General features: G+C 68.2%; 17 protein-coding genes. 5 read left to right on the forward strand and 12 right to left on the reverse strand.

The window, feature by feature from the left end; all coding sequences use genetic code 11:
• The 9 genes from A9X00_RS06610 to A9X00_RS06650 form a co-directional block, all read right to left on the reverse strand.
• On the reverse strand, positions 1-727 hold a 727-nt coding region (locus tag A9X00_RS06610; protein ID WP_197515081.1), incomplete at its 3' end, for a hypothetical protein.
• 16 nt (positions 728-743) lie between these two features.
• Positions 744-1,709: an MlaD family protein gene (locus A9X00_RS06615; RefSeq protein WP_067150786.1), complete on the reverse strand. Its 966-nt coding sequence runs from the start codon at positions 1,707-1,709 to the stop codon at positions 744-746.
• Positions 1,706-2,779: an MlaD family protein gene (locus A9X00_RS06620; RefSeq protein ID WP_067150789.1), complete on the reverse strand. Its 1,074-nt coding sequence runs from the start codon at positions 2,777-2,779 to the stop codon at positions 1,706-1,708. The genes A9X00_RS06615 and A9X00_RS06620 overlap by 4 nt, the downstream gene beginning before the upstream one ends.
• Positions 2,776-3,933 carry an MlaD family protein gene (locus A9X00_RS06625; RefSeq protein WP_067150792.1) on the reverse strand — a complete coding sequence of 386 codons (1,158 nt, stop codon included), beginning with the start codon at positions 3,931-3,933 and terminating at the stop codon, positions 2,776-2,778. Before A9X00_RS06625 ends, A9X00_RS06620 begins: the two co-directional genes overlap by 4 nt.
• A 1-nt stretch (position 3,934) precedes the next feature.
• The gene (locus tag A9X00_RS06630; protein ID WP_067150795.1) at positions 3,935-4,957 is read right to left on the reverse strand and encodes an MlaD family protein; all 1,023 of its coding nucleotides are present in this window, start codon (positions 4,955-4,957) and stop codon (positions 3,935-3,937) included.
• Entirely contained in the window at positions 4,957-5,967 is a 1,011-nt protein-coding gene (locus tag A9X00_RS06635) for an MCE family protein (protein WP_067150798.1), read from the reverse strand. Before A9X00_RS06635 ends, A9X00_RS06630 begins: the two co-directional genes overlap by 1 nt.
• The gene (locus A9X00_RS06640) at positions 5,964-7,016 is read right to left on the reverse strand and encodes an MlaD family protein (RefSeq protein ID WP_067150801.1); all 1,053 of its coding nucleotides are present in this window, start codon (positions 7,014-7,016) and stop codon (positions 5,964-5,966) included. Before A9X00_RS06640 ends, A9X00_RS06635 begins: the two co-directional genes overlap by 4 nt.
• A gap of 3 nt (positions 7,017-7,019) precedes the next feature.
• Entirely contained in the window at positions 7,020-7,880 is an 861-nt protein-coding gene (locus A9X00_RS06645; protein WP_067150916.1) for an ABC transporter permease, read from the reverse strand.
• An 8-nt stretch (positions 7,881-7,888) separates the two neighbouring features.
• Positions 7,889-8,650, reverse strand: a complete 762-nt coding sequence (locus A9X00_RS06650; protein ID WP_067150919.1) for an ABC transporter permease — start codon at positions 8,648-8,650, stop codon at positions 7,889-7,891.
• A gap of 589 nt (positions 8,651-9,239) precedes the next feature.
• On the opposite strand from A9X00_RS06650, the gene A9X00_RS06655 reads away from it, so the two are divergent.
• Genes A9X00_RS06655 through A9X00_RS06675 form a run of 5 tightly spaced genes read left to right on the forward strand, consistent with a single transcriptional unit; the run spans position 9,240 to position 13,342 of the window.
• Positions 9,240-10,199 carry a DUF4129 domain-containing protein gene (locus tag A9X00_RS06655; RefSeq protein WP_067150804.1) on the forward strand — a complete coding sequence of 320 codons (960 nt, stop codon included), beginning with the start codon at positions 9,240-9,242 and terminating at the stop codon, positions 10,197-10,199.
• Positions 10,196-10,678: a hypothetical protein gene (locus A9X00_RS06660; protein ID WP_067150807.1), complete on the forward strand. Its 483-nt coding sequence runs from the start codon at positions 10,196-10,198 to the stop codon at positions 10,676-10,678. The genes A9X00_RS06655 and A9X00_RS06660 overlap by 4 nt, the downstream gene beginning before the upstream one ends.
• Complete coding sequence (locus A9X00_RS06665; protein ID WP_067150810.1) at positions 10,675-11,643, forward strand: MoxR family ATPase; 969 nt, start codon at positions 10,675-10,677, stop codon at positions 11,641-11,643. The genes A9X00_RS06660 and A9X00_RS06665 overlap by 4 nt, the downstream gene beginning before the upstream one ends.
• A gap of 5 nt (positions 11,644-11,648) precedes the next feature.
• Positions 11,649-12,908 (forward strand): DUF58 domain-containing protein, encoded by a 1,260-nt coding sequence (locus A9X00_RS06670; RefSeq protein ID WP_067150813.1) that lies wholly within the window; start codon positions 11,649-11,651, stop codon positions 12,906-12,908.
• Entirely contained in the window at positions 12,905-13,342 is a 438-nt protein-coding gene (locus A9X00_RS06675; protein ID WP_067150816.1) for a hypothetical protein, read from the forward strand. The genes A9X00_RS06670 and A9X00_RS06675 overlap by 4 nt, the downstream gene beginning before the upstream one ends.
• A 1-nt stretch (position 13,343) precedes the next feature.
• Here A9X00_RS06675 and nuoN read toward each other — a convergent pair whose 3' ends face one another.
• The 3 genes from nuoN to nuoL are packed head-to-tail and all read right to left on the reverse strand — an operon-like array spanning position 13,344 to position 18,390.
• Positions 13,344-14,924, reverse strand: a complete 1,581-nt coding sequence (nuoN, locus tag A9X00_RS06680; protein ID WP_067150818.1) for an NADH-quinone oxidoreductase subunit NuoN — start codon at positions 14,922-14,924, stop codon at positions 13,344-13,346.
• Positions 14,921-16,507, reverse strand: coding sequence for an NADH-quinone oxidoreductase subunit M (locus tag A9X00_RS06685; protein WP_067150922.1), 1,587 nt, complete (start codon positions 16,505-16,507; stop codon positions 14,921-14,923). The genes nuoN and A9X00_RS06685 overlap by 4 nt, the downstream gene beginning before the upstream one ends.
• On the reverse strand, positions 16,504-18,390 hold the full coding sequence (nuoL, locus tag A9X00_RS06690; protein WP_067150821.1) for an NADH-quinone oxidoreductase subunit L: 1,887 nt from the start codon (positions 18,388-18,390) through the stop codon (positions 16,504-16,506). The genes A9X00_RS06685 and nuoL overlap by 4 nt, the downstream gene beginning before the upstream one ends.
• Positions 18,391-18,395 lie beyond the last annotated feature (5 nt).

Here is an 18,395-nt window from a genome sequence, read left to right on the forward strand (position 1 = left end):
TCGTCTTAAAGGTTCGAGCATTGGCCCTACCTTTATCCACAGTCGCGGTTTTATCCACAGATTGGTGTTCGGGCGGCGGGAGCTGCTGCTCGATGGGCGGGCGGGCGCCGGCCTTGGGGCCGATATCGGCGACCTGCCAGGCGTTGCCCACCCTGTTCACCGTGACCTGCAGCAGGATGATCGACACCTTGGGCGTCGGGTTCTGCAGATTGCGCGTCGTCTGGTGGGCGGACACCACCACCTGGTAGACCCCGCCGGGCTGGGCCACCGGGTCGGTGGCCAGCACCTCACCGGTGGAGGTGACCTGCGCCTGCAGCATGATGCTCTTCAGCAGATCGGAGGCGTTGACGTACTTGTCCTTGAGTTGTTGCGACACACCGTCTTCGACCGAGCGGAAGAAGGCGTTCGGGTCCTCGAAGCTGTAGGTCAGCGACTTCAGCGCGTACTCCTTTGCCAGCTGTGCCGCCGCGTCGCGGTCGGCCTGCTGCTGGCGCAGCTGCGCGAGCTGCCTGGACACGTCGTGGTATTTGATGAACCCGAACACGCCGCCGGCGAGTACCACCGCCGAGACGACGGCCGCCGCCCATCGCCTCGAGACCTTCGGCCGGAACCTGGACAACCCTCGGGGCGGCTCGGCGGCCGCGACGGTGTCGTCGGCGCCGTCGTCGGGCGCCGTGGGCTCGGGGTCGTCCACGGTTTCATCTTTGTCGACAGTTGAGTTGGTCATGCCCGTTCTTTCTTGATCATTGGTGCCATGCGGGAACGTTGAGTTGAACCCGCATGCCGCCGGTGTCGTTGAAGGTCGATTCCCAGAAGTCGAGCCAGTGCCCGGCATCGACCTTGACGTCGTGGAGGGGTGCGAGCGCGGTTTCCATAACGGTGGCGAAGGTGCTCAGCGGGCCGGCAAGCATGTCGATGTACTGGCTCAACTTCCCCACCAGGATGCCGGCCGGGTCGTCGGGACCCACCACGCCGACGCCGCTGTGCGAAAGGGTTTCGATCTCGTGGACCATCCGCAGGAACGCCGGCACCGAACGCGGCAGCAGTTTTCCCGTCTCGCTGATCACTTCGCCGGCGTTGATGTCACCCAGGTTGGTGGTCATCGTCGAGACGTTGTTGAACAGGGTGGCCATCAGCTGCTTGTCGTCGTGGATCACTTTGGCCGTCAACCCGGCCGTGGTGGCAAGGGAATCGAGGGTGGCGTCGTTGCCGGCGAACGCCGCGGCGACGTTGCTGATGATCGTGCGAACCTGGTCGAGGTTGAGCGCCGAGATCAGGGCATTGGCCTTGGTGAGCAGGTCGGCGCCGGTGACCATCGGCGCGACCCGGTCCGGCGGGATCACCGCCCCGTCGGTGAAGTACGGCGGCGCAATCAGTTTCGGTTTGAAGTCGATGTACTGCTCGCCCGCCGCGGAGAGGTTTTCCACGCTGATCGGGCTGTCGGCGGGCACCGGGTGTTCGCGGTCGAGGTCGATCGAGACCGCCAGTCCGGTCGCGGTGGTCTCGATGCCGGTCACCCGGCCGACCTTGATGCCGCGCATTGTCACTTCCGACGTGGGCATCAGGCCGCCGGAAGTGTTGAGCAGCAGGGTGAGTCGGGTGACCTGTTTCGTCGGGCTGATGTCGAGCACGCCGATCGACATGTAGGCCGCGCCGAGCAGCGTCATCACGGCCAGGATGGCCAGCGTGACGCGGGCATTGAACTTCACGGCAGCATTCCCATCGTCTGCATCGCCGAGACCGCCGCGTCGGCCTTGTCGGCGGGGTCCACGCCCTCGCGGCCGGTCGGTGGATGAAGTTCGGAGACAATGTATTTCGGGCCGCCGTTGCGGAAAAATCCGAGGAGTTTGTAGTGCAGGAACGCGATGAGCTTGTCGGCCAGCACCGGAATGGTGGTGTCGAGGGTCGCCAGGGTTCCGACCAATGGCGTGATGTAGGAGAGCATTTGCATCATGTCCCCGGCGACCGGGTTGAGGATCTGTCCGCCGAGGTCACCGATTTCCTTGGAGTCTCCGACGACGTTCAGGATGGCGAGGGTGATCGCCGACAGCCCTTGGAGTTTGGGCGGGCCTTCGGTGACCAGCCGGTTGAACACCGTGGTGTTGGCGGCCGCGTTGGTGGTGATGTTGTCCATGCTGGACAGGATCCCGTCGATGGTGTCCTGGTTGGCCGCCAAGTCGTTGAGCACGCCGGCGACGGTCTGCTGGGTCCGGGTCAGCTCGTCGGGGTCCTTGGGGAACGCGTGGTTGAGGTTGACCACGGTGCTTTGCAGCGTGCCGATCGCGCCGCCGGCCACCAGGTTCGACACCGAGCGCAGCACGTCTTCGACGTTGTCGGCCGGCGCGGTGTTGCGCAACGGAATCGTGTCGCCGTCGCGCAGTTTCGGCTGCGCCAGATCCCCAGCTCTGTCCCCGGCTCGATCCCCGGCCCGATCCTCCGGCGGCAGCAGCGCGATGTAGATGTCGCCCAGCGGGGTGGCCTGGCGCAGTTCGGCGCGGGTGTTGGCGGGAAGCCTGCTGTCGCCGGCGATGTCGACGTACGCGACCGCCGTGGTGCCGTCGAGCTGGACGTGGTCGAGCACCCCGATCTGCACCCCGCCGAAGTCCACCTTGGCGCGGGCGGGCAGGTTGAGCACGCTGGAGAACTGGATCTTGACCCGGTAGGAGTCCTCGGGGCTGTAGGCGCCCGGGACGGGCAGCCGCGTCGGGTCCAGCGAACATGCCGCCGTCAGGCCGATCGTCAGCAGGGCCAGCAGAACGCGCATCGATCGCCGGGTCATGACAGCGCGGCCCCCAGGATGAGATCGGTCAGGCCGAGGGTGACCGGATCCGACGCGGTGCCCGACGCGCATGCCGCCGCGGCGCCGGGGACGTTGCGCTTGCGCAGCCCCTCGCAGATGGCGCCGGCCTGCGACGGCGAAATCGCCACCTGCGGTGGGATATACGTGACGTCGTGGGTTCCCCACGCCGGCTCGTAGATGTCGCTGATCCAGTGGCTGAACTGCGGCCACGAGTTGATCATCGCGAGGATGGCGGGGGTGTGCCTGTTCAGCATGTCCCGCAGCCAGGTGATTCCCTTGTCCAACTTCTGATAGAGCCGCGGCCCCCACCGGTCCAGCGCCTCGACCAGGATCGGCAGCAGGTGGGACATGTGGCTCAGGGCCGCGCCGAAGTTGTCCGACAGGCCCTCGATCAACTCGGTGGTGGTCGGCAGCATTCGGACGAACGAGGCGAAGCTGTCCCAGTTCTTGAGGAAGTCAGAGGTGAGGATCTCGCTGTTCTCGAACAGCTGCCGGTAGTCGGCGTCGGCCTTATAGGGGTCGGCCAGCATCGTGACCAGGTTGCCGAGCGTCTGGTTGAGTCCGGGGCCGGTGCCGTCCAGGGAGCGGCTGAACGCGCGCAGGCTGTCGTTGATGGCCTGCACGCCCGGCGACTTCGACGGGTCCTGGCCGGGTTGGGGCCCCATGATGGTGTCGGCGAGCTTGCCTACGGCGGAAAAGGTTTCGCTGACGCTGATCGGTGTTTTGGTGGACTTCAGCTTGATGCAGCCCGGGCCGGTGAATTTCGGACCTCCGGTGTAGGGCTTGGTCAGTTCGATATGGCGGTCGGTGACGATCGATTGCGAGTAGGTGACCGCACCGACGTCGGCCGGCAGGTCGAGGTCGGTGGGGACGGTGAAGTCGACCTCGACGTGGTCGGCCTTGTTGACGATCGCGGTCGTCGAGCCGACCTCGATGCCGAGCAGCGCCACCTTGTTGCCCGGGTAAAGCCCTACCGCGTCGGTGAATTCGGCGCACATCGCCCGGGTGTGGCTCGGCATGAGGAGCTTGGTGCCGACGACCGCCGCCGCCGCGACCGCCGCCCCCACGGCCACGACCGCGGCGATCCCCAGCGGGGACCGCAGCCGAGAGCCGAGCGCCGAAAGCCGGGCCATGTCAACAGTTCCTCATGATGTTGGGCAGGCACAGGTCCTGCCCGGGCACCAGCCGGTTGTGTTTGTCGAAGACGACCCCGTTCCCGCTGAGCATCGGCCCGACGATGTTGAGGGTCTGACCCAGGTTCTCGAGCGCCTCGCCGATGCGCTCGGGGTGGGCGCCCAGCGTCTCGCTGATGTCGTCGAGGCCGTTGACGACCGGCGCGACCTCCCGGCCCCAAAAAACGGTGAGGCGGTCCATGATGCGGGCCAATTCGGACAACAGGCCGAAGAATTCGATGATGTCGACCGACCTCGAGGTGTAGGCCCTGCCGAGGATGTCGAGCTGCTCGAACAGCGTGATGAGCTGCTTACGCTCGGCGACCGTGGCCCGCAGGCCGTTGTTGACGAAGTCCAGACCGCGATGGAAGTCGGCCGTCGTCTTGCTCAGCGACGCGGTGAGCGCGTTGGCCGACCGGAGCAGGTCGCGGACCGCGTCGGGATACCGGTTGGCCGCGTTGGCCACCTCGGTGAAGGTGTCGTGGATGACTTGGCCGTCGACTTGCTTGATCAGCGGGGTCGCGGCCTGGATTATGTCGTTGGCCTCGAACGGCAGCGTGACGCGCTGCGGCGGAATCACGTTGCGGCCCAACGGCAGACCGCCCTTCGGGTCGAGCGCCACATAGTGGCCGCCCAGCGGGGTCAGCAGCTTGATGTCCAGGGTGGATTCCGAACCGACCACCACCGACTGCTTGATGTCGAACTTCATCTCGACGACGGCGCCGGCCAGCCGGATGCCGGTCACCTTCCCGACCGGGATGCCGGCGATGCGCACCTGGTCGCCGGCGCGCACGCCGCCGGAGTTGGGCAGGTGCGCGGTGTAGCCGGTCTGGCCGGTGGGATTGAGGTAAGCCATCGCGGTGGCGGCCAACGCCGCGACGATTACGACGACGCCGACGATGCCGTTGCGGCGATTGCGGACGGCGGCCGCGCGTTCGTCGAGCACGGGGCGCCGCCGTCCCGTCCCCTTGTCGCCGAACACCATTACCGGCACACCACCAGGTTCTGTTGCGCGAATGACACCTGCCCGATCCCGGGCAGGGTGACTTCGCCGTGCGAGCAGCTAAACGTTGGCGTGGCGGGCTTTTCGTCGGCCAGCCAGTCCCGCATGCCCTGGATCAGCGACGGCGCCAGCGACAGGCCCGCGATGATCGTCGCGGTCTGCGGCCACATCCGGTTGAACAGGTCGTACAGCGGGACCGTCGTCCCGTCGAAGATGCGCTCGAAGTACTGCAGGAAATGGGTGGTGTTCCGCAAGACGGGCAGTCCGGCTTCCATCGCCTCGCTGAATTCCTCGCCCTTGGAGGCGAACTTCGTCACCACGTCGTTGAGCGTGGCGATGAGGTGAAACAGTTGCTGCGATTTGCCGCCCAGGTCCGCCGAGATCGCGCTGAGGTTGCGCAGCACGCCGGCGATGACCGCCTGCCGGTCCACGGCCAGCTTGGAAATGACGTCGAGGTCGTGCAGGAACGGGCCGATTCCGTTCTCGTCGCCCTGGATCAGCCGCAGCAGGTTCTCGCCCAACTGGTTGAACTGGGCGGGGTCGAGGGTCTGGAATATCGGCCGAAAGCCGTTGAACAGCTTGGCCACATCGAACGACGGGATCGTCTGTGCCAGCGCGATGGTACCCCCGGCCGCCAGCCGTTGCTGCGGCTCGGCCGGCTGGACGAGTTCCACGTAGCGCTGGCCGAGCAGGGTCTGATAGCGCACCGCGGCGACGGTGTTGGCGAACACCGGGTGGTCGTTTTGCGCGGTGAAATCGACTTTGGCGATGCGCCCGTCGAGCCGGATGGTCTCCACCTTGCCGACCTGCACCCCGGAAATGCGGACGTCGTCGCCGACGTAGAGCCCCGACACGTCGGAGAACGCGGCGGTGTAGCGGGAGACCGCCCCGGTGACCGGGGAACGCAAGGCGGTCAACACGATCAGCGTGCACACCACCGCGACCGCGGTGAAGACGGTCAGCCACACCACCGATTTGGTGACACTTCTCATCGGCCACCCCGCTGCGGCGCCGCCGGGGGCGGGGAGGGCAGGGCCGCCGCCAGCCCCGGCATCGTGTCCAGGGTGACCTCGATCTGCATGCGGACCTTGCCGTCGATGATGGGGAACGCCGCGCTGGTGCGGTCCAGCAGACCCGAGAGCCGGTCATAGACCGGCGCCATGCTGCCCTGCATGTACGACAGCGGCAGCAAGACATCGGTCGTCGCGCGCATGAACGGCGCCAGCCACGAAACGTTCCGCACGATCATCTTGTCGCTGGTGAACAGGAGCTTGGCGGTCTGGTCCAGGATCACGTTCATGCGCTCGACCCCGTCGGGGTGCGCCAGAAACTCCATCCCGTTGAGCAGGTCGTAGGCCAGCCCGATCAGGGGGATCGAGTCGCTGGCACCGTTGACCACCGAGGCGAACACCGAAAGCGACTGCGAGAACGGCACTTTCTGGGAGTCGACAAGCATCTTGACCAGATCGAAGTACGACCGGGTGACCGGCTCGGTCAGGTCGGCGCGCCGGCGCACCACCTCGATGATGTGGTCGACGTCGGGCGAGTCCGCGATCCGGCCGAGCTTTTGGCCCTGACGCAGCAGCCCGGTGATGGAGGCCGACCGCGCGTTGGCACCGATCAGCAGTGTCTGGTTCGGCCGCAGGCGGGGGCCCGCGCCGCTGCTGACCAGTTCGACCGCCGCGAGCCCAAAAGTGTTCGACGACATGAAATTCGCCGTCGTGTCCGAGGCCAGTGCTCTCGCCTGCCGCGGCTCGAGTTCCACCGTGATCTTCTGCCTGTTGTACCCGACCGATTGCAGCGTTTTGACCGATCCGATCGTCAGGCCGCGGAACTTCACCTCCGCGCCCGGCGTCAGGCCCTCACCGATCGAATCGGCCACCACGGTCAGCGTGAACGTGTCGGCGTAGCCGCCGGTGCCGAGCTGATACAGCACGATGCCCGAGATAGCCAGCGCTATCGCGGCGATCAGGCCACGGATCCGCAACGAGCGCGAGCTGGGCGCCCGCGCTCCCTGGTCCGAACCCGGCAGTGTCGCCATGGGTTATCCCGATATCCGAATGCCGGGATTGTTGCCCCAGAACAACAGTGTGAGCACCATGTCCGCGGCGACCACCGTGACGATGCTGGCCCGGATCGCCCGGCCCGAGGCCCGCCCCACGCCCTCGGGACCACCGCTGGCGTAGTAGCCCTGATAGCAGTGGATTGCGATGATCAGCGTCACGAAGATGGCCGCCTTGAGCACCGAGAACACCACGTCGGACGGCTGGATGAACGAGTCGAAGTAGTGATAGTAGGTGCCCGACGACTGCCCGTGCAGCACGTTGACCACCATCGCGCACGACGCGTAGCTCAACGCGAGCGTCACCACGTACAGCGGGACGATGGTGATCATGCCGGCGATCACCCGGGTGGTGACCACGAACGGGATCGACTGAATGCCAAGGGCTTCCAGCGCGTCGATCTCCTCCGAGATCCGCATGGCGCCGATCTCGGCGGTCATGCGGCACCCGGCCTGGGCCGCGAAGCCGATCCCCGCGATCATCGGTGCCATCTCGCGGGTGTTGGCGTACGCGGAGACGAAGCCGGTCAGCGGGCCCATCCCGACCATGTCGAGGGCCCCGTACCCTTCGACCCCCACCGAACCACCGACCGCCGCGCCCATGAACACCAGCACGCCGATGGTGCCGCCCCCGACGATGAGCGACCCGTTTCCCCAGATCATGTCGACCAGCAGCACCCCGGTCTGGTGCCGGTAGCGCTTCAGCGTGTGCGGGATCGCGCCGAGCACCTGGGCGCCGAAGCTGACCTGGTGACCGAGGCGCTGGACCAGCGAATCGCCCCGGTGCGCCAACCAGCGCGGGGCCCGCAGGGGCTGCGGTAGATGTCGTGCGGGCTCTGCCATGCGGGCCATCAGCCCACTCGCAGCGGCATCGACATCGACAGCCCCTGCGTGATCACCAGGTTGATGACGAACACCGAGACGATGCCGATCACCACGGAGGCGTTGACGGCGTCGGCCACGCCGCGGGCGCCGCCCTTGGTCTCCAGGCCGCGCTGGCAGGCCACCAGGATCACGATCACGCCGAACAGCCAGGTCTTGAGGACGGCCACGACGACGTCGCTGACGCTGGCGAAGGACGCGAACGACGCGATGTAGCTACCCGGGGTGCCGGACTGGAAGCCGACGTTGATCGCGTAGCCCGCCGCCAGCCCCATGAAGATGATGAAGGAGCACAGCACCGGAGCCACGATGACGATCGCGGCCAGCCGGGGGGTGACCAGCCGCTGCACCGGGTTGATGCCCATCACCCGCAGCGCGTCGACCTCTTCGCGAATGGTGCGGGCGCCGAGATCGGTGGCCACCGCCGAACCGGCGGCGCCGCCAAGCAGCAGCGCCGCGACGACCGGCGCACCCTGCCGGATTACCCCGAGGCCGCCGGCCGCGCCGGACACCGAGGAGGCGCCGACCTGCTGGACGAAGTTGCCCACCTGCACCGCCACGATCACCCCGAATGGGATGGACACCAGCAACGCGGGTATCGCGGTGACGCTGATGATGAACCAGGCTTGGTTGACGGTGTCCCGCCAGGGGTGGCGCAACCTGACCAGATCCGTGATCAGGTACCTGAAGGACTGGGCGGCCAGGTCGAAGAAGCGGCCCAGCGTCTGCATCGAGGAATCGAGCTGGCGCAGGACGTACCGGAAGGGTTTGCCCAGCGCCGTGCCGGTCCGGGAGGCCGTCGGCGCCGCGACCGCGGCATCCGGGACGGCCTGGCCGTCTTCCGGTTCGTCAGACGGCAGCACCACCTGACTGAGGTCAGGCTCACCGTTTGTGGTGGTGCCGGCGTCGGCGTCGATACAGGCGACTGCGTCGCCTTCTGTCTCAGTCGGTGGTTCAGCCGCTGTCGCGTTGTATACAGCGGTCAACGGCAGGTCCCTCCTTAATCGCTGCCACGGGTTCTCAGCCAATCAAAGATTGGGGGCTTGGTCGACGTGCGTCCAATAGTGACACCGAGTACGTGCGTTCTACCAGCGGCGGCGAGCACCTGTCCCAGGAAGCAGTGCAGTGTGACGTACGCCACATTTTGACACGACTCTAAGCCCCGAGCGGCGGCGGTCCTGGCCTGTGGATAAAGCCGCAACTGCGGTCCGGCTCGGGGCAGGAGCCGCGGCGTCGTTCCTGGCGGGATGGGCGCTTGACGTGCCAGTATGAACCAAGACAGAGCCGCAACCGCGCATGCAACCGGTCGGGTGGTGCCCCATGCCCGTTATGAAGCCCGGTATTGACAAGCCGACGGGGCGCGTGGTTGCCCTGATCGTCCTGTTGATCTTTGTCGCCGCCGCGCTCCGCGGGTACTTCCCGGCCCAAGGGCATGCGGCGCACGCGGAGGCGGGCGGCGGCCGGGCGGCGCTGCTGTTCGTCATCGCGGCGCTGAGCGGGGCGCTCGCGCTGCTGGCGATCGCGGTCATCGCGCGGTTGCGGGATCCGCGCGCGCCGGCACCCGCCCAGGCGGACCTGTCCGACCTGCTCGGCACCGGCAAGGGCCGGCCGAGCTGGCGCGTGCTGCTGATCGGGCTGCTGCTGATCGTGGCCTGGCTGCTGATCGTGACCCTGCTGGTCCGCTATCTGGTGCCGCACGACGCCAATCCCTCGGCCCCCACCCAGGTCCCCGCCGCGCGGCCGTCGGCGCCCCCCGGCGGCCCGGAGACCACCCAGCGGCCGCCGGGCCACGGTTCGGGGGACATGTTCGGCGTCCTGCTTGCCGGCACGATCCCGATGATGCTGGTGATCGTGGCCGGGTCGCTGACCATGGCCCGGCGGCGGTGGCGCGCCCCCCGACCGGTCATGGTGGCCGACGATCGTGTCGAATCGCCGGCAGGCGAGCCACGGTCGGAGTCGCTGGCCCGCGCGGCCGAAGTGGGACTGGCCGAGATCGGTGACCTCAACCGCGAACCCCGCGAGGCGATCATCGCGTGCTACGCCGCGATGGAACGCGAGCTCGCCCGCGTGCCCGGGGCCGCCCCGCAGGACTTTGATACGCCGACCGAGGTGCTGGTCCGGGCCGTCGAACACCATGCGCTGCACGCCGATAACGCGGAGCGGCTGGTCAACCTGTTCGAGGAGGCGCGTTTTTCCCCGCACGTGATGAACGAGGGGCACCGCGAGGTGGCGGTCGACGTCCTGCGGCTGGTCCTGGCGGAGTTGCGGAGCCCGGTATGAGAAGGCTTGTAGCCCTGGGTGTTTGCCTCGTGGTGGGGATCGAGCTGCTGGCCTTGACGCTGCACGGCCGCCGCTTCCTGCTGGCCGCCTCCGGTGTCGGCCTGGCCCTGGTCTTGCTCAACGTCCGCCGCTACGTGGGGCGCGGCGGCGAACCCGCGGCCGAGCCGGACTACGACGAGCTGGGGGATTCGTTGCGGCGCTGGCTTTCCACCACCGAGGCGACGATCCGGCGGTCGGACTCCACGCGGGCGGACTGGGATCGGCATCTGCGCCCCATGCTCGCCCGGCGCTACGAAATGACCACGGGGCACAAGCAATCCAAGGACCCGGCGACGTATCACGCCAGCGGTCGAATGCTTTTCGGCGCGGAACTGTGGGAATGGGTCAATCCGAACAACGTCGCGCGCACCGGTGACCGCGAACCCGGGCCCGGCCGCGGGGTGTTGGAAGAGATTCTGCGAAAGTTGGAGCAAATATGACGCTGCCGGTCGCGACCACTACCGCACGCTGCGAGGCGGTACTCGACGAAATCGAACGCGTGGTGGTGGGGAAGCGCTCGGCGCTGACGCTGATCCTGACCGCGGTGCTGGCGCGCGGCCACGTGCTCATCGAGGACCTGCCCGGCCTCGGCAAGACGCTGATCGCGCGATCCTTCGCCGCCGCGTTGGGGCTTCGGTTCACCCGGGTGCAGTTCACCCCGGACCTGCTGCCCGCGGACCTGCTCGGCTCCACGATCTACGACATGCAGTCCGGCAGCTTCGCGTTCCGGTCCGGCCCGATCTTCACCAACCTGTTGCTTGCCGACGAGATCAACCGCACACCGCCGAAGACGCAGGCGGCCCTGCTGGAGGCGATGGCCGAGGGCCAGGTGAGCATCGACGGCGAAACCCACAAGCTCCCAACGCCGTTCATCGTCCTGGCGACCGACAACCCGATCGAGTACGAGGGCACCTATCCGTTGCCGGAGGCGCAGCTGGACCGGTTCGCGATCCGGCTGGAGCTGCGATACCTCTCGGAGCGCGACGAGACCTCGATGCTGCGCCGCCGCCTCGACCGCGGCTCGGCCGAACCGACCGTCAACCAGGTGGTGGACGGGCACGACCTGCTGGCGATGCGCGAGTCGGTCGAGCAGGTGACCGTGCACGAGGACGTGCTGCACTACGTGGTGTCGCTGGCCACCGCCACCCGCCACCACCCGCAGGTCGCCGTGGGCGCCAGCCCGCGCGCCGAACTCGACCTCGTTCAACTCGCCCGCGCCCGGGCGTTGCTGCTCGGCCGCGACTATGTGATCCCCGAGGACGTCAAGGCGCTCGCCGTCGCCGCCGTCGCGCATCGCATCACCCTGCGCCCGGAGATGTGGGTGCGCAAGATCCAGGGGGCCGACGTCGTCGGGGAATTGCTGCGACGCTTGCCGGTGCCCCGAACCAGCGGGGGACACGGTTGACTTCGATGGGCACCGAAGTCGAGTTTCGATGGCGCGCATCGTCGTTGGCCCGCTCGATCGCGACCTGCGCCGGGGTTGCGCTGGCCGCCGCGGTGATCGGCGCGCGCTGGCAGCTGCTCGCGTTCGCGGCGCCGCTGCTGGGCGTGCTGTGTTCGATCAGCTGGCAACCCCCGGTGCCGAAGATCCGGGTGCACGGGCAGCCCGATTCGCAGCGCTGCTTCGAAAACGAACAGGCGCGGGTGCGGGTGTGGCTGACGGAGGAGAGCGACACCCCGACGTCGGCGGTGGAGCTGACCGTGCGGCCCGTCGCGGGCATGCAGCTCGAGGAGCTCGACACCGATTCGCGCCACGCGAAAACCGTTGCGGCGATGGCACAGCGCTGGGGCCGCTACCCCGTGCGGGCGCGGGTCGACGTGCTGGCGCGGGGCGGGTTGCTGGCGGGGACGGGCACCGTCGACGCCGCCGACGTCATCGTGTTCCCGCTGACGCCCCCGCAGTCGACGCCGATCCCGCAGATCGAGTTGCTCGACCGGCTGGGTGCCCACCTAACCCGGCACATCGGCCCGGGTGTCGAGTACGCCGACATCCGGCCCTACGTGCCCGGTGATCAGCTGCGGGCGGTGAACTGGCCGGTGAGCGCGCGCCGGCGCCAGCTGCACGTGACGCAGCGACTGACCGATCGCGCCGCCGACGTGGTGGTGCTGATCGACACGTATCGCCAACCCGCGGGCCCGGCGACCGAAGCCACCGAACGCGTCGTGCGCGGCGCCGCGCAGGTGGTGCAGACTGCCCTGCGGCACGGCGATCGTGCCGGGATCGTCGCCCTCGGCGGCAACCGCCCGCGCTGGCTGGGCGCCGACATCGGGCAGCGCCAGTTCTACCGGGTGCTCGACACCGTGCTCGGCGCCGGCGACCGATTCGAAAACACCACCGGCACATTGGCTCCCCGCGCGGCGGTTCCCGTGGGCGCGATCGTCATCGCGTTCTCCACACTGCTCGACACGGAATTCGCGCTGGCGCTGATCGACCTGCGCAAGCGCGGCCACGTCGTGATCGCCGTCGACATCCTCGACAGCTCACCCTTCGAAAGCCGCCAGGACCCGCTGATCGATCGGATGTGGGCGCTGCAGCGCTCGGCCATGTACCGCGACATGGCGACCGTCGGCGTCGACATCGTGGCGTGGCGGGGCGACAGCACGCTGGATCAGTCGATGGCCGTGCTGCCCGACCGCCGCCATCGCGTCCGGGGACGGCTGCGGGCATGAGGTGGACCACGCTCGGCGTCGCAACCGTTTTCGGCGCGCTCGTGGTGGGGCTGGCCGCGTTCGGCACGCACGGGCCGGCGCTCGTCGCGGGCGTGGCGGCCGCCGTCGCGGTGGCTGTCTCCGTGGTTTTCCGCCCGGCGGCGACGCTCGCCGTGCTGCTGTCGGTGGCGACCATCCTGGCGTCGGACCCGTCGCTCGTCTTCGCCGCCTGGTCCGGGCTGTGCGCGGTGGCCTACCTGGTGTGCCGGCACGCGGTCGGGACGCCCGCCGGCGGTGTCATGTGGGCCTGGCCGACCGCCGTTGCGGCCGTGGGGTTTACCTGCGCGGGACTGGTCGCGGCGTCGTTCCCGCTGCAGTTGCCGTGGTTGCCGCTCGCCGCGCCGGTCGGGGTCCTGGCGATCTACGTCCTGGCCACCCGCCCGTTCGTCAGCTGACTCAGTGCAGCAGCTGGGCCGCCTGATCGGCCAGATCCAGCAGCTGCTGCGGGAAGATCCCCAAAATCACTGTGACGGCGGCACATACCGCGATCGCGATTTTGCTCAGGATGCCGGGCTCCACCACGTGCGGGGTGTCGTCGGTGGCTTCGGTGAAGAACATCGACACGATGACGCGCACGTAGAAGTACGCGGCGACACCGCTGGCGACGACGCCGATGACGACCAGCGGCACGGCGCCGCCCTGGGCGGCGGCCTTGAACACCGCGAGCTTGCTGACGAACCCGCTCGTCAACGGGATGCCGGCGAAGGCCAACAGGAACATCGAAAACATCACGCCCACAATGGGGGAGCGCTGCCCAAGCCCGGCCCAGTGCGCAATCTTCGCGTCCTCGACGCCGTCGGCGTTGCGGATCAGGCTCACGATGGCGAACGCGCCCACCGTGCTGAAGCTGTAGGCGACCAGGTAGAACAGCGTGGCCGCCAGGCCCGCCGGGTTGTCGGCGATCACGCCGGTGAGGATGAAGCCCACATGCGCGACCGAGGAATAGGCCAGCATCCGCTTGACGTCGGTCTGGTTCACCGCCGTGACGGTGCCCACGGCCATGGTCAGGATCGAAATCGCCCACAGCACCGGGCGCCACTCGTGGTGCAGCGGGGGTAGCGCGACGTAGACGACGCGGAGCAGCGCCCCGAAGGCCGCCACCTTGGTGGCCGCCGCCATGAAACCCGTGATCGGGGTGGGCGCGCCCTGGTAGACGTCGGGAATCCAGGAGTGGAACGGGACCGCGCCCACCTTGAACAGCAGGCCGACCGACAGCAGCGCGACCCCGATGAGCGCCATCGAGCTATCCCCATGGGCGGCAAGGGCATCCCGGATGCCCGGCAGCAGGAGCGTGCCGGTCGCGCCGTAGAGCAGCGCGACGCCGTAGAGGAAGAACGCCGAGGAGAACGCGCCCAGCAGGAAGTACTTCATTGACGCTTCCTGGGACAGCAGACGGCGATGCCGGGCCAGCCCGCACATCAGGTACAGCGGCAGCGACAAGACTTCCAGCGCGACGAACATCGTCAACAGGTCGTTGGACGCGGGGAACACCATCATGCCGCCGACCGACAGCATCACCAGCGGGAAGAGCTCGGTCTGCGCGGCCCCGGCGCGCTCGGCCTCCCGCTCGGCATGGGCGCCGGGAACCGCGGACGCCTGCGGTGTAAAGGAATCCAGCCCGCCCGTGCCCACCTTCGCGGCGACCTTGCTTTCCGCCTTGGCTTGGGTCCGCTCGCCGATGAAGATGACCGCGAGCACCGCGACCAGCAGCACCGTGCCCTGCAGATACAGCGTCGGCCGGTCGATGGCCACCGCCCCCAGCACCGCGGTGCGACCGGACGCGGGAATCGACTCGGCGACCTCGATGTCGGCGAACAACGCCGCGATCAGGCCGCCGAGGGCCAGCGTCATCTGCGCGGCGTAGCGAATCCGCCTGGGCAGGAAGGCCTCGACGAGGATGCCGACAACCGCGACGGAAAAGATGATGAGCATCGGGCACAGCAGGAAGTACTCGACGCTGGGGGTCGGCAGGGTCATCGGTGCGGTCCTTCGGCAGTCCGGGGCGGCACGCTCGGCGCTGGGTCATGCTGGCCGATGGTGGTCATGGTGTTCGCGACGGCGGGATTGATGATGTCGAGCACCGGCTTGGGATAGACGCCCAGCACGAACAGCAGCGCGAGCAACGGTGCCACGACGACCAATTCGCGCGCCCGCAGGTCGGTGATCCGGTCGTTGCCCTCGGCCACCGGGCCCGTCATCACCCGCTGGTAGAGCCACAGCATGTAGATGGCCGCGAGCACCAAGGCGGTCACCCCGAACGCCGCCGCCAGCCAGTACCGGTTGAAAGTGCCCAGCAGGACCAGGAATTCGCTGACGAACGGCGCCAGGCCGGGCAGCGACAGCGTCGCCATGGCGGAAACCAGGAAGGTGCCGGCCAGGATCGGCGCGACCTTCTGCACGCCGCCGTAGTCGGCGATCGCCCGGCTGCCGCGCCGGGTCACCAGGAATCCGGCGATCAGGAACACCGCGGCGGTGGAGATGCCGTGGTTGAGCATGTACAGCGTCGACCCGCTCTGCCCCTGGCTGGTCATCACGAAGATCCCGGCGATGATGAACCCGAAGTGCGAGATCGACGTGTAGGCGATCAGGCGCATCATGTCGGCCTGGCCGATCGCCACGATCGCGCCGTAGATCACGCCGATGATCGCCAGCGTCACGATCGCCGGACGGAAATACGTTGAGGCGTCGGGGAACAGCTGCAGGCAGTAGCGCAGCATGCCGAAGGTGCCGACCTTGTCCATCACGGCCGTAATCAGCACCGCCGTCGCCGGCGTGGCCTCGACGCAGGCATCGGGCAGCCAGCGGTGCAGCGGCCACAGCGGGGCCTTGATCGCGAACGCGAACATGAAGCCCAGGAACAGCGCCTTGAACACCGCGGGGTCGGCGCCGTAGCGGCCCGACGCGACGCCGGCCACGATGTCACGGAAGTCGAAGGTGCCCGACCCGTGCTGCGCGGTGACTACGTACAGCCCGATGACCGCCGCCAGCATGATCAGGCCGCCGAACAGGTTGTACAGCAGGAACTTCACCGCCGCGCGGGACCGGCCGGAGCCCTGCCCGAAGCCGCCGATCAGGAAGTACATCGGCACCAGCATGGCCTCGAAGAAGACGTAGAACAGCAGCACGTCCAGCGCGACCACCGAGATCAGCACCATCGCCTCGATGGCCAGCGTCAGCGCGACGTAGGCGTGCACGCTACGGGTATTCGCCTGGGTGCCCCTGTTGCCGTCGTTCCACCCGGCCACCTGCAGCAGCGGGATCAGCACCGCGGTCAGCAGCACCAGCACCACCGCGATGCCGTCCACGCCGAGCGAGTAGCCCGCGCCGAACGCCGGTATCCACTTGTGGCTTTCGACGAACTGGTAGGTGGGGCCGCCGGTCTTGAAGCCGACGGTGACGACGATCGCCACCGCCAGCGTCAGCACACCGAAAACCAGGCCGGTCCACTTGGCGAGCTGCCGCAGCCCCGGGGGCAGCAGGATGATCAGCAGGGAGCCCGCCAGCGGCAACAGCCACAGGGCGCTCAGCCACGGCACGTCGGTAAAGAAACTTCCGCTCACCACACCCTCACCGCCAGGATCAGTGCGGCCACCAGCACGGCGCCCGCCAGCATCGACAATGCGTAGTTGCGGGCAAAGCCGGTTTGGAAGCGCCGCAGGGCGTTTGACGTCCGGCCCACCAGCGCGGCCAGGGCGTTGACCGAGCCGTCGACGCCCGCGTTGTCGACTTCGACCAGTGCGTCGGTCAGCTGCGCGCCGGGGCGCATGAACACCTCCTCGTTGAACGCGTCGCCGTAGAGGTCGGCGCGCGCGGCGGTCGTGAGCGCCGAGACCCGCACCGGGGCGACCCGCGGGACGGGCGCGGTGCCGTACATCCGGTAGGCCACCGCGATGCCGACGGCGACGACGCCCAGCGCCACGACGGTGGTGACCCAGGCCGGCAGGGCGTGGGCGGATTCCTCGTGCACCCCGACGACGGGCTCGAGCCAGCGCTGCAGGGCGCCGCCCCACCACAGCAGGAAGCCGGAGAACACCGAGCCGACGGCGAGCAGGATCATCGGCCAGGCCATCACGGCCGGCGCCTCGTGCGGATGCGCGTTGGGGGCCCAACGCTTTTCACCGAAGAAGGTCATCAGCATGACCCGGGTCATGTAGAACGCGGTGACGCCGGCGCCCGTCCGCGCGGCGCCGCCCAGCACGTAGCCCCGGGTGTCCCCGGTGGACAGCGCCGCCTCGATGATCTTGTCCTTGGAGAAGAAGCCGGCGAACGGCGGCACGCCGATGATGGCCAGGTATCCCAGCCCGAACGTGGCGAACGTGACCGGGAGGGCCTTGCGCAGCCCGCCGTAGCGGCGCATGTCCTGTTCCTCGTGCATCGCGTGGATGATCGAGCCGGACCCGAGGAACAGGCCGGCCTTGAAGAAGCCGTGGGTGAGCAGGTGCATGATCGCGAACGCGTAGCCGGCCGGGCCGAGGCCGGCGGCCAGCACCATGTAGCCGATCTGGCTCATCGTCGACGCCGCCAGGGCGCGCTTGATGTCGTCCTTGGCGCAGCCGATGAACGCCCCGAACAGCAGGGTGACGGCGCCGACGATGACCACGCCCAATTGCGCGCCGGGCGAGAGGTTGTAGAGCGGATTGGACCGCACGATCAGGTACACGCCGGCGGTCACCATGGTGGCGGCGTGGATCAGGGCGGACACCGGCGTCGGGCCCTCCATCGCGTCGCCCAGCCAGGCCTGCAGCGGCACCTGCGCGGACTTGCCGCAGGCGCCCACCAGCAGCAGCAACCCCATCGCCGTCAGCACGCCGCGGCTGGCCGCCGGGGCGCCGGCGAAAACACCGGCGTACGACAGGGTTCCGAACGTGCTGAACATGATGAACATGGCCAGGGCTAAGCCGGCGTCACCGACCCGGTTCATGACGAACGCCTTCTTGGCCGCGGTGGCGGCCGACGGCTTGTGGTACCAGAAGCCGATCAGCAGGTAGGAGGCCAGGCCGACGCCCTCCCAGCCGACGTAGAGCACCAGGTAGTTGTCGGCGACCACCAGCAGCAGCATCGAGGCCAGGAACAGGTTGAGGTAGCCGAAAAACCGGCGGCGGTCGGGGTCCTCGGCCATGTAGCCGACCGAATAGATGTGGATCAGCGACCCGACCCCGGAGATCAACAGCACGAAGCACATCGACAACTGGTCGATCTGCAGCCCGAGGTCCACCTGCAGTTGCCCGACGGGGATCCAGGTGAACAGCTTCTGGTGGATGGCGCGGTCGGCGTCGCCGCGGCCGAGCATGTCGGCGAGCAGCGTCGCGCCCACCCCGAACGCCGCCAGCGCGGTGGCGCAACCCAACAGGTGGCCCCACGCGTCGGTGAGCCTGCCCCCGAACAACAAGATCGCGGCACCCGCCAACGGCAGCGCCACCAGCAGCCAGGTGTAGTCAGTCATCTCGG

Source organism: Mycobacterium sp. 1245805.9, from assembly GCF_001672915.1.
Lineage (GTDB): Bacteria > Actinomycetota > Actinomycetes > Mycobacteriales > Mycobacteriaceae > Mycobacterium.